This window comes from Carboxylicivirga longa (assembly GCF_050589825.1).
Taxonomy (GTDB): domain Bacteria; phylum Bacteroidota; class Bacteroidia; order Bacteroidales; family Marinilabiliaceae; genus Carboxylicivirga; species Carboxylicivirga longa.
Map to the genome: position 1 here is coordinate 19135 of NZ_JBNGOZ010000028.1, position 12791 is coordinate 31925.

Sequence of the window (12791 nt, forward strand, 5' to 3'; positions counted from 1 at the left end):
AAAGATTAATTACATGAAAATAACAAAATTATATATTGCTTTATTCATGATTGCCGCAGCTGTATTTACAGCCTGTGACGATTTTGAAGACACCGTTGAGCCAAGTCCGGCGGTGCCCGAAGGCTGCCTGGATGTATTCTTTCCAAACACGAATGCTTCGATGTTTGAGTTGGAGCCTGCCGATGCCAAAGAGATCATGCTGACCGTATCGCGGGGTGTAACTGAAGGAGCGGCAGAAGTGCCTTTGACCGTTGAAGAAAATACGGATGATATTTTTCAGGTGCCTGCCAGTGTTACCTTTGCTGCCGGCGAAGCCGAAGCGGAATTTAAAGTTACCTTCCCCGATGCCGGTGAAGGAACTGCCTATAAACTGAAAATTGCTGTTGAAGGCGATCAGTTTGTAAATCCCTACGCTGCCACCAAACCCTATGTTTCTACCGCAGTATCGCGTGTGAAATGGGTGCCAATGGCTGAACCAATGGTTTATATAGATGGGACTTTTAGTGCGTTCTATGGTGTTGACTTGCTCCCTATGTATGTTTGGGCGGAGAAAGCACAATTGGGTAGCTCGGTTCGTTATCGCTTCAAAAATGCCTATAGAGTCCCTGTAACCGGAGAATGGGTTGATGGCTCAGATGGTCCCGAGTATGTTGCCACTCCTGATGAAGATGGCATCTATGATGGTTATCCTTATAATTGGCCTGGCGATTTCGATGAGAGTCAAGACTACTACACTGTTATCGAGATTGATGACCCGGAAGGTATATCAGGTAAGGTAACTATGACACCACATGAGATTGGTACAGTATGGAAGTATGGTATGTTTAGCATAGGATCGATTTATCCTTTTTTATCTGATAAAGTTGATGAGTATCCTTTGGGTACTTTGAGTAATGAAGTTGTAACCTTTGGCGAAAGTTCGCTATTCATTAGTATGGCAGATTATGATGAGGGAGCACCTCGTATAGCCGATACACCTACCTTAATTTATCTGACTAAGGATGCCTATATAAAGGCCAATCTTAAGATTGAAGATTACAATGACGTTGATTATGAGGTTATTGCCGGTCAGGTAAGTGAATTCTGGTCCAATGCCTACGATGAGGCTTGGCCGCAGAGTTTTGCCAAGGCCATCGATGCCGATCCCGAGAACGAAGAGAGTGATTATAAGAATCTGTATTACCTTGCCGACTTATATGTCGAAGGTAAAGGACTCGCTTTCTATTATCCCGAAGGTGGTAAGTTAGAAATTCCGGATATGCAGGCTACCGGATTAAATATTTTTGGGGAAGAGGTATATGTATCGCAAAGCCCCAACCTTAAGTCAACAGTGGAAGTAAATGCTAAGGGGATTAGCGTTTATACACTAGGACTGATGTTCCATTATAAAGATGGTACCATTATTGGCGATTTTGACGAGGTGTACTACTACGGTAAGGCAGCGCCAACTTACGAAATGGCCGACTATCTGGGAGATTTCGTAATGACCGGGCCTAGTCTGTTTCAAGGTGGATCACCTGCCAATATGAATGTGACCATCGCCGAAGGTGCCGAGGCCAATACTTTAGTAATCACCGGCGTTACTTATGCTGAAGAGATTGTGGCTACTTTTGATCCGGTAACGGGCAATATTTCTGTAGCGCCACAGGCTTTGGCAGATTTCGAAGAGAATGATGTCACCTTGTATACTTTTTCTGAAGAAGGTCCAGGAGGCACTGAGATTATTGAGTTAATGATGAATTTACCCGGCCAAATAGTTGTGGCACCAACAAGTGTAGCATTTGGTTATCTTTTAAGATCTGAATCTCTTGGAGGTTGGCTAGCTGCGTACTATAACATGGTATTCACACCAGTACCGGCAGGTAAGGCAAGCACAAAATCGGTGTCAACACCTGCCATTAGAGTTCAGGGTGAAATTTCGTGGACTCAAGAAGAAGCTAAGCGCAGCCATAACTTTAAGGTGCAGGGTAAAATCAACCCTAAAGCCGTAAAAAAGAATTTGGACGATGCAATAATTTTCTAATGTGGAAAATAAGTATAGACTAAAAGGGAGGGTGTTGCGTGCAACACCCTCTTTTTTTACACAGGAATCCGAAAGATGCAGCTGCAGGATAGCCACATTATAAAACGATATTATTTTTGAATCCTGAAGGGATTCAACCCTTAAATGTGTTTGCCCTTTATGTAGCCCTTAAGGGGGTTGTTAATAAGTTCTAATTTCCTAACTTTAACGTTTTAATACAAAACTAAAACCCAAGGCATGAAGCTACTTAAGCTTACGCTGTTGCTTGTGCTCACTACGCACTGTCAGGTAGCAAAAAAAACGATGATCGATCGTAACTTACATAAGGCTATTGAGGCTCATTTTGAGGGTGCTGTAAATACTACGCCCAATTCAACAGGTAGCTTTGTGGTGGTTACACAGGCAAAGGAGCCAAGCATGGAGGTGCCCGTTAATGCGCTGAAATTTGCCATTTACGATGCGCAAAAGCAGAAGATTGTTTATGTGGAGCAAAAATACAATGCGCAGGTGAGCTGGTACAATAACGAAACCCTCTTTGTTAAGTCAAGACCCGGTGTGAAATCAAATGATGCAGAAACGGATCGGGCCATGCGTGAGTATTATATTAATGTTAAAACTTTAGAAAAGGTGACCCTGCCGCCTAGATGATATGACCTGTTCTGCAATAGCTTTCCTAGGCTATTGCCTGATGCGAGCAGGAAGTGTGAGCGCCGGAGCCGGTATTAATCCTTAAGAAATAAATCAAATCCTATGAGAAAGAGTATTTTTTTATTTGTTGTACTTTTTGCTGTTGGTATCGGCATATTCCTTACCCGGCATAAGAGCGATTCCTCAGCTGAGAAAGCACTTCAGACCTCTGAACGACTCATTCAGCAACAGATAGATGCTAAAATTGAGCGCCGTAAACACGGTTACGCCAAACCGGATAAGCCGGATAAGTTTTTGGAGCATATTTACATGCTGAAGACGGGTGGCGATCCTGATAAGGAGTATGTGTTTAACAGTGCCTTCAAGGAGTTGAAAAAAGCACGACTAAAAGCGACTCAGCTCAAAAGTACACAAGCCCTTGACTGGAAGCCGCGTGGCCCCGGTAATGTGGGTGGACGTACGCGTGGCCTGATTATCGACCCAGATGATGCAAGTGGCAATACCTGGTTTACCGGCCCCGTGGGTGGCGGTGTATGGAAAACTACCGACGGTGGTTTCACCTGGAACTGTTTAACCAAGGAGTGGCCCAACTTATCTGTGGCTTCGCTGGAGATGGCAGCTTCCGATAATAATGTTATTTACGCTGGAACAGGCGAAGGCTTTGGTAATATGGATGCCATTAAGGGAAATGGTATTTTCAAGTCCATTGATCGGGGACTTTCATGGACACACTTGCCCTCCACCATCGACGACGATCGTTTTACCTATGTAAGTCGTTTACTCATCGACCCGTTGGACGCTGGTATTGTGCTGGCAGCAACTAATACGGGTATCTATCGAAGTGTTGATGGAGGAGCCTCCTGGACTGAAGTGTATGCCGCTGCAGAAAAAGTACAGGATCTGCGCGCCCGACCCAATGATTTTAATACCCTTTACGCCAGCGATAACAATACGGGCATCCTCATGTCCATCGATAGAGGTCGCACCTGGTCTTTAAGTAAATCGCTGATGAAAGGGCGTATTGAGTTGGCTACCTCTTCGGCCAATCCTGATTATCTCTATGCCTTAACACGTTCTTCTGATCTTTACGTTTCGCTTGATGGAGGTGACAATTGGGCATTAACCAGCCCGAGCCCCAAAGTTGAATTTTTAGGTAGTCAGGGATGGTACAATAATACCATGGTGGTTAATCCCGGCGATGCCACTAAGTTGTTTGTAGGAGGTATCGATATGTATAGTGTTGTCTTAGGCGATGAGGTGGATCAAGCCGGCACTTCCGTATTTGATGTACAGCTAACCAATAGCGACTTTCTGTCCTGGTCCGATTTGGGTGGCGAATATCTTGCCGGCGGTATAAAAATAATTTCTGATAACAGTAATTTATTTACCGATGTTGAAATTTCTTTCGGTAACGGAGTTTCTCAAAAGGCTCACCGCTTTACCAGTTCTTCAAGTGCAGCGCTTCCTGCGGCTGCCGATCTTCAGTACGCCGATTATATTGATGTGCCCTTTACGGCTGTGGATAAAAGCACCGGTAAGCAATTAATGGTTTCTTTCCTGGATAAAAACAATGATCAGGTGTACGAACCCGGTAATGCCGAGGCCGAACAGTTTTATGTGCATGCGGTGGATTACTCAGCCACTGCCTCTGCTGAGATAAGCGCAACCGGGGGCGCCGCATATCAGCGTATTGCCGTGCTTAACCCGCGTCTGGCAGAAGGCTTTACATGGAATGCTGCGAGCCTGCCTGTATCAAGCATTCTGCTGGATGCTTACACATTAAAAAGCCGTGCAATTACATCTGAAAAAATAAGTGTATGGTATCCGCGTTCTGCCGCTAATTATTCGCATGCCGACCACCATAACCTTGCGATTGTTGAAGGTGTTGGTTCACCGTTCCGCATTGTGAATTGTAACGATGGGGGTATGTTCATCTCCGATGATGGCGGAGCTACCTGGGAGGAGCGCACCGCAGGCTATGTTACTTCACAGTTTTATGGAGTGTCGAAGCATCCGGGCAAAAACATGTATTTTGGCGGAACGCAGGATAACGGAACCTGGCAATCACCTGAAGACCCGGTTGAAAATAGTGCCTGGGTTAATAAGTGGGGCGGTGATGGCTTTGAAACGGCTTGGCATTCCACAGATCCTGAAAAAATGGCCATGTCGGTTTATAACAACCAAATTAAAATTACCTATAATGGTGGTCAGTCGTGGCGCGAGGCAGCCATTGGTGATGTGGGAGATAAGGCACCATTTGTTACGCGCATAGCCAATGAAGCATCTGATCCTGAACTCATGTTTGTGGGTGGAGCCTCCGGCGTGTGGCGCTCAACTGATTTTGGATTAAACTGGCAGTTGGTTAAAATGCCTGTCGGCACCTGGAATTATGGAAGTGACTTTCCGCATATTGCCGTCAGCCCGGTGAACAGTAAGTTCGTGTGGGCGGGTAATGCCATGTCAGGCGCCAATAGCCTGGCTTTTTCCAATGATGGCGGTTTAAGCTTTACTCCGGTCTCAACACCAGGTGGAGTAGGTGCCTACATCTCTGAGTTGGTGGCGCATCCCACAAACGAAGATGCGGCTTATGTTCTATTTGCTCAAAATGGTCATCCCAAAATTCTTTATACTGATGATAGAGGGACTAGTTGGACTGATTTAACTCAATTTCAAGACGGGAAAAGTAGCAATGGTTTTCCGAATGTGGCGGTTTATTCACTAGTGGCCATGCCGCAGGATGCCAATGTATTATGGGCTGGAACAGAGATTGGGATTTTTGAAACCACCGATGGAGGACTTAGTTGGCACTATGCCAATAACGGCTTGCCGGCCGTATGTATCTGGGACATGAAAATTGTAGGTAAGCAGCTAGTGGTGGGTACACATGGCTTAGGCATTTGGACCCTTGATATGCCTGAGATACCTGATTTACTCAAGAAGCCGGTTTTGGATGCCGGTAAAGATCCACAAGGTAACATTGCTGTTCAAATAAGCCTGGAAGCAGGGTATGATGTGTTGGAGTTGTACATCGATGATCAGCTGAGTAAAACTTATGAAAATATAGGCCCGGGTGTTATTCGGGAAGCGATTGCCTATGACTCTGATAGTCCTTTTGTTGGCGTGCAGGCGAAAGGTAAGTTGGGAACGCAGGTAGCCGTTTCGGCTTACGTTGATGTGGATAACTTCATGGTTTATGAGCCTCTTCAGGGTTATGTTAACTCATTTACTACCCATCAATATGACTTTGAGGGTGCCAACTTTAGCGTGTCTGAGCAGTTGTTTAATAATTGGGCGATCCATAGCCAACATCCTTACGCGGTTAAGCAGAACAATACCTACATGCTCAAATATCCCATTGAAGTAGTGCCTGCAGCTGAAAGTGCAGTGATTAGTTATCGCGATATTGCGCTGATAGAGCCCGGTAGCGCCAATGCTGTTTATGGCGATGAAGAGTTCTGGGATTATGTGGTGGTAGAAGCCACGAGGGACGGAATAAACTGGCTTCCATTAAAAGATGGGTATGATGTAAATGCATTTGATAAGTGGAAGGAGTTCGCATCAGGCGGTATTAGCGCTATACCTAAGAATGAGTCGCTTTTTGCAGATCATACTATTAATCTCCATGATTCATTTGCCCCCGGTGATGTTATTTTACTTCGCTTTAGGTTGTATTCTGATGAAGCAAAAACAGGCTACGGTTGGGTTATTGATGATTTAAAGATTCAGGAGACTGCGGCCAAATCCCGTCAACTAAAACTCGCGGCCGGTATTAATCCACAAGGTGCTATTGGGGTGTCCATTAACGCTATGCAAGCCTATGATAAAGTTGAGCTTTATATGGAAGATGAATTGCAGCAAGCCTTCGATAATGTGACTATTGGGGCAATAACTTCTGCCATTCAAAATTATCCGGTCGCTAATCCGGTACACTTGCATGTGAAAGGGTATCTGGGTGCTAATGTGGTAGTTACTGATTATGCTGAGGTAAACACTGTGGTGGTCAATGAAGCGGTGCAAAAATATATGAACAGCTTCTCAAGTCGCAAAGATGATTTTATGGGTGATTTCACAATTAGTGATGAGCTGTTTAATAACTGGGCAGTTCACTCTTCTCATCCCTATTCGGATAATAGCGAACTTACTTATTTGTTAAGCTATCCTATTGAAGTGATGGAGGAAGGTAAGGCTTTCATGAGTTATCGCGATATCGCTATGCTAGGTGGCGCTGACAATGATTATGTGATTTTGGAAGCTACAAAGGACGGTGCAACTTGGGTGCCACTACTGGATGCCTACAATGTTGATTATTCCAGTAAGTGGCAGGCCTTTGCCGATAAGGATAACGCTTATGCCAACATAAGCTCTAAACCAAATTCCATCGGTATGTTTGAGGAGCATGCTGTGAACCTGCAGGATTTCTTTGAAACCGGCGATGTTATTCTTATCCGTTTCCGCCTTCATTCCGACCTGAATACTGTAGGTTGGGGTTGGGTGATTGATGATGTGATTATTCAGGAGGCGGGTACAAGCGTTGAGCTAGACAAGCAGACAGCTGATGTGCTGCGGGTAAGCCCCAATCCGGCCACTTCCTTCATCGATTTGGCATTTCAATCGCCGCTCATGGGCGAGGTGAACGTGGTGGTATATGATGTGGATGGCCGTGCCGTATTAGCTCGTGATTTTAATAAAACAAGCGGTCTTTGGGAGCGTCAGCTGCCCGTGGCTCAGTTGAGTCGCGGACTTAAGATTGTCAGACTTAGCATCAATGGTAAAGTGTATCAGCAGAAGGTATTGTTGAAGTAAACATCTTACATCTGTTTCGGTTCTAGCCGGTGACTGATGATGAAACGTGATAAAGCGTAAGGTGCCTGTATTCAGGTCCTTGCGCTTTTTTATTGGCGCATTAATCCTTATTGCTCATAGCGCGGTGTTCAGCTTATACTCTTTTTTGTTTAACAATGTGAATTGACCCTCGTAATTTAGAATGAACATTGGATTTTAGCGGTTATCTCCATTTGGTAAGCGTTGCGTAAGTTTCTTATTTAGAATAGCACAATTAATAAAAGATAAAAGCATCCTAAAATATTGTAAGATCAAATCATTTGAAGTATATTTGTTCAACAATTTAGTAATGAAGTAAAACACAATATTATGACCGCAGTACAATTTGATCAGAGATTATTAAGCATGCAGGATAAGCTTTTGTACTTTGCATTAAGCTTGACTGCCAATGATGACGATGCACGAGACCTGTTACAGGAAACGACCCTTAAGGCGCTTACCTATCGTGAGCAGTTCGTAAACAACACCAACTTTAAGGCCTGGGTGTTTACCATTATGAAGAACACCTTTATTAACAATTACCGGCGCATACAAAAAACGCGTACCACCTTCGATAGTACCGAAGATGCCATTCGTGCGGCCTATAAAAGGAATTACGCATCCGAAACCCCTGAAAATGTTTATTCCGTAATGGAAATGAATTCCAAGGTGGAGAAACTGCATGATGATTTCCGTATCCCTTTTAAAATGCACACACAAGGATTTAAATATAAGGAGATTGCAGAGAAGCTGGATTTGCCCATTGGTACTGTTAAGAGCCGTATTTTCTTTACGCGCAAAAAGTTGCAGGAGATGCTTAAGGATTATTAATTTTTTCATCCTTCTCGCTAATGGTAGATCATTATAAAAGTATTATGGAACAGTTCTCTACCATAATGCGCTTATAAAGAACCATTCCGGAAGTGTTTATTTAGTAAGGTTTGCAAAATATTATCGGATGATGGGGTGCTGGCGAAAGTACCCGGTCATCCGATTGTTTTTGCTAAGGGCGTTTTTTAGTAATTTGCCCGCGTTTAATTTGCTTAGCCCTTTTTATGATGGTAAGGTAAATGAATACCGTTTGTATTAATTTTATCAATGATTAATAGTGCAATTATGAAGAAAGAAACGAAGGTAAAGCGTTACGAACGTATATATGAACAAATTAAAGAGTTGATTGCTGCTACCGATAATCCGGCATCGCGCATGGCAACCATTAATGCAATATTGCACCATAAGTTTTCGTATTACTACTGGACGGGGTTCTATGAGCTGATTGATGGCGAACTACTCGTGGGACCTTATCAGGGGCCGGTGGCCTGCCTTAAGCTTAAAAAAGACACCGGTGTATGCTGGGCCGGCATCAATCAACAAGAAACAATCGTAGTGCCCAACGTTCATGATTTTCCGGGTCACATAGCCTGTTCATCGGCCAGTAATTCTGAAATTGTAGTGCCCGTGTGGAAAGCTGGTCGGGTGGTGGCAGTGCTCGATGTGGATAGCCGCGAATTGAATTCATTTGATGAAGAGGACCGGTTCGGACTGGAGAAAATAGTGGCTCTTATTTATCAGAACTAAACGAACCTTACTTTGTTGTAAGGGCATGGTTAAAAAGGTACTGATTACAGGAGGAGCCCGGCGCGTGGGCGCTTACCTATGTCGCCACATGGCCGGGCAGGGTAAGGATGTTATTATCCATGTAAATACAAGCAGGGCGGCTGGCGAACAGCTCAGGGAAGAGTTGGCGGCAGCCTACCCACAGCAGCAATTTGCAGTTGTTGAGGCCGATCTGAGTGACTGGAAGAAGATGAGCGACTTCATCAATAAGATCTTTGCCAGCTGTGGTCTTCCCGATTTGATTATTCATAATGCCAGTCATTATTTGAAGAAGGATTTGCAGCACACCGGCGATGACGATATGGAGCGCATGATGGGCATACATCTTTTTTCACCGCACATCATTGGGCGTGAATTTAAAAAATGGGGGGGTAAAGGGCAGGTGATTACCATGCTTGATGCAGCCATACATAGTAATGCCTCTTCACATGCCTTTTATCTGTTGGCCAAGAAATCTTTGGCAGAATACACCAAGATGGCTGCCCTGGAATGGTCACCCCATATTCGTGTGAATGGCATTGCCCTGGGGCCTGTATTGCCGCCCGAAGGAAAAGATGCTGGCTATTTCAATGAGGTAGTTGAAAATAGTCCGATGAAAAGTAAGGTTGAGTTGGAAAATATTGGCGACACTATTTCCTTTTTTCTGAATAATGAAAATGTAACGGGACAGATAATCAACTGCGATTCCGGTCAACATTTACTAATGTAAATCGTTGTATCCTTGAAACCAAAATATAAACTATGGGTGTTTTAAGGATAAAAAATCTACTGCTTCGCAGCTATGTGGGTTTTAAGCCTCATGAGCTGGGCAAGCGACAGGATGTATTACTGAATATTCGCATCGAGTATCGCAGCGGCAATGAAGAAACAAGCGATAAACCCGATGATGCGATGGATTATCGGGGTATTACCAAAGAGATTATTGAGAAGGTGGAGAACAGCCAGTTTAAGCTTTTGGAAGCATTGACACGAGAAGTGCTGGATGTGGTGATGACGCATGAGCGTGTGCTGGCAGCTGAGGTGGAGATTGACAAGCTGCATGCACTGCGCTTTGCCGAAAGTGTGTCTATCTGTTTATCAGCAAAAAAGTAGGGCTATGGTAGAGGCAGTGATCGGTTTGGGCTCTAATATTGACGCTGATAAGCATATTGCGCAAGCTTTGAAAGCTTTGGCCAAAGTAGCGCAGGTTAAGGCTACTTCAGAAATAATGGTGACCAAGCCCATTGGGTTTACCCAGCAGGAGGATTTTTCCAATAGTGCTGTGCTGTTGCATACCGAAGACGATTATGATAGTTTGAAATGCAAACTTAAAAGCATCGAAGATGCCTTGGGCAGAGATCGAAGCCGTCCGCGCTTTGGCCCTCGCGAAATAGACCTGGATATAATCGTTTATGATGACGATATAAGGGATGATGATTATTACACACGCGATTTCCTGCAAAAGTTAGTGGCGCAAGTATGGACAAAAAAATAGAGTTGGCTCGCCAGAACCAACTCTAACCTTTATCACCATTATTAACCTAACCTTTGCTAGGTATGAAAAGAAATTACAAAATAAAGCGTTTCCCAATGTTTATTGATAACCAAAACAGATGCTTTTCCATGCCTGTTGGCAATATAGCATCCATAGTACGCTGATAGTTAACGCTTGTTGACAAAGTTACCAGCTTTGCGTCAACAGAACATGATAAATGTTGTGAAAAGAAACCCCATCCCGGATCAATGTCATGGCTTACCGCTCCTTGATTATTACTAATCAGGGACTTCGCCTCTAGGTTAACGGATTTTATGCTTTTGTTAAATTTTATTAAAAATTCATGTATACCACCGGCTCGTATGCCCACATCACGCCCCACCTGGTGGTAATAGTAAAAATCATATCCGGCACTTACCTTCAGTTTCCATAGTTTTGAAATTGTGTAGGGAAGGTGAATTCCCCCGTTATATTTCATGCCTTGATAATAATCCTGTACATTAGATTCTTCATTAACCGGTAGAAACCAGTAATCGGCGTAGGAATGTAGATTGATGTTCCAGCTCTTGTCAGCATCAAGCAGATCCAGGTTATAATCAACAATAATGTTCCACTCATCCAGTGCCTTCAGCTCACGGTCGTAAGGAAAGCTAAACCAGGCCATGAATGTGGGCCCTTTAGGAATACCATAATACAAGCCCGGTTGAAAACAAGCCTGGTTAGCACTCATTGTGCGGCCATGCGCCATGTAATTAGTGGTACTGCCCCAGTCGAGGCTCAGTGTATTTTGTGCTTGCATTGGTAATGCTAAAATGGCAATCAGTGCCATTAACACCGTCTTTTTCATTCTGTTTCAGTTATTTCAGTGCCTTTGTTAAACGCCGCAAATGTACTGCGGTCCACAAATCATAAACAATGACCTTTGCGACTTCCAAATATGACAAAAGTCATTATTTAAAATGTTGATATCTTACCCGCAATGCCTGTGTTTACAACCACGCAGTGGTTCAAGGTTTGAAATCGATTATCATCAAAGAGGATTAGAGTGTATTACCTATAATACCTTAATGTGCAATAAACCACAACGTGGTTTTCCTTTAATAACCCTGGGTGCAACCCGTGGTATGCATCATGTAAATCCTCAACCCTGCATGGGGTTGAAGGTGTTGACTGGAAATAAGTGAAGAGCTTCATCTGCTTTGCAGTTGTTTTTGTATTTCAGATCGTTGCCCTGCACTTCTTACAGGTTTATTCATTGTATATCCCTTCGGGATTTAAAATTAGATATTGCAGCTAATCAAGGGAAATAAGGTGTTGTAGGTTCAATTTGTTTCTCAACTACGCAGTGGTTAAAGGTAAATAACTATGGGTGCAACCCATGGTATGCATCAGTAAAACTCCAAATCCGGATGGGGTTGGAGGTGTTGACTGGAAATTGGTAAATAAGTGAAGAGCTTCAACTGCGTTGCAGTTGTTTTGTGTATCAGGCTGTAGCCCTGCACTTCGTACAGGTTTATTTGCCGTATATCCCTTAGGATTTGAAATTAGAAGTTGCAGCTCATCAAGGGAAATGAGGTGTTGTAGGTTCAATTTATCTCACAACCACGCAGTGGTTCAAGGTAAATAACCCTGGGTGCAACCCGTGGTCTGCACCATGTAAATCCTCAACCCTGCATGGGGTTGAAAGTGTTGACTGGAAATAAGCCAATAAGGGAAGTGCTTCAACTGCTTTGCAGTTGTTTTGTATTTCAGATTGTTGCCCTGCACTTCTTAGAGGTTTATTTGTCGTATATACCTTCGGGATTTGAAATTAGAAGTTGCAGCTCATCAAGGGAAATGAGGTGTTGTAGGTTCAATTTGTTTTTCAACCACGCAGTGGTTCAAGGTAAATAACTATGGGTGCAACCCATGGTCTGCATCATGTAAATCCTCAACCCTGCATGGGGTTGAAGGTGTTGACTGTAAATAAGCCAATAAGGGAAGTACTTCAACTGCTTTGCAGTTGTTTTGTATTTCAGATCGTAGCCCTGCACTTCGTACAGGCTTATTTGTCGTATATCCCTTCGGGATTTGAAATTCGATGTTGCAGCTAATCAAGGGAAATATGGTGTTGTAGGTTCAATTTGTTTCTCAACCACGCAGTGGTTCAAGGTAAATAACTATGGGTGCAACCCATGGTCTGCATCATGTAAATCCTCAACCCTGCAT

Annotated in this window: 9 protein-coding genes; 8 read left to right on the forward strand and 1 reads right to left on the reverse strand. The window is 43.7% G+C overall.

The annotated features are described in order from the left end of the window. Positions 1 to 13 precede the first annotated feature (13 nt). The 8 genes from ACRD7A_RS17375 to folK all read left to right on the forward strand — a co-directional run bounded on the left by ACRD7A_RS17375 (position 14) and on the right by folK (position 10583). Complete coding sequence (locus ACRD7A_RS17375; protein WP_430812627.1) at positions 14 to 2023, forward strand: hypothetical protein; 2010 nt, start codon at positions 14 to 16, stop codon at positions 2021 to 2023. 237 nt (positions 2024 to 2260) lie between these two features. After that, complete coding sequence (locus tag ACRD7A_RS17380) at positions 2261 to 2671, forward strand: hypothetical protein (RefSeq protein ID WP_430812626.1); 411 nt, start codon at positions 2261 to 2263, stop codon at positions 2669 to 2671. Positions 2672 to 2773: 102 nt separating this feature from the next. Then, a complete protein-coding gene (locus ACRD7A_RS17385; RefSeq protein WP_430812625.1) occupies positions 2774 to 7474 on the forward strand; it encodes a VPS10 domain-containing protein in 4701 nt (1566 codons plus the stop codon). 348 nt (positions 7475 to 7822) lie between these two features. After that, entirely contained in the window at positions 7823 to 8323 is a 501-nt protein-coding gene (locus ACRD7A_RS17390) for an RNA polymerase sigma factor (protein ID WP_430812624.1), read from the forward strand. A 285-nt stretch (positions 8324 to 8608) separates the two neighbouring features. Continuing rightward, a complete protein-coding gene (locus ACRD7A_RS17395) occupies positions 8609 to 9070 on the forward strand; it encodes a GAF domain-containing protein (protein WP_430812623.1) in 462 nt (153 codons plus the stop codon). Positions 9071 to 9095: 25 nt separating this feature from the next. Continuing rightward, complete coding sequence (locus ACRD7A_RS17400) at positions 9096 to 9818, forward strand: SDR family oxidoreductase (protein ID WP_430812622.1); 723 nt, start codon at positions 9096 to 9098, stop codon at positions 9816 to 9818. A gap of 32 nt (positions 9819 to 9850) precedes the next feature. After that, positions 9851 to 10201 (forward strand): FolB domain-containing protein, encoded by a 351-nt coding sequence (locus ACRD7A_RS17405; protein WP_430812621.1) that lies wholly within the window; start codon positions 9851 to 9853, stop codon positions 10199 to 10201. Between the two features lie 4 nt (positions 10202 to 10205). Continuing rightward, the gene (folK, locus tag ACRD7A_RS17410; RefSeq protein ID WP_430812620.1) at positions 10206 to 10583 is read left to right on the forward strand and encodes a 2-amino-4-hydroxy-6-hydroxymethyldihydropteridine diphosphokinase; all 378 of its coding nucleotides are present in this window, start codon (positions 10206 to 10208) and stop codon (positions 10581 to 10583) included. 73 nt (positions 10584 to 10656) lie between these two features. On the opposite strand, the gene ACRD7A_RS17415 is transcribed toward folK, so the two are convergent. After that, the gene (locus tag ACRD7A_RS17415) at positions 10657 to 11430 is read right to left on the reverse strand and encodes a hypothetical protein (protein ID WP_430812619.1); all 774 of its coding nucleotides are present in this window, start codon (positions 11428 to 11430) and stop codon (positions 10657 to 10659) included. Positions 11431 to 12791 lie beyond the last annotated feature (1361 nt).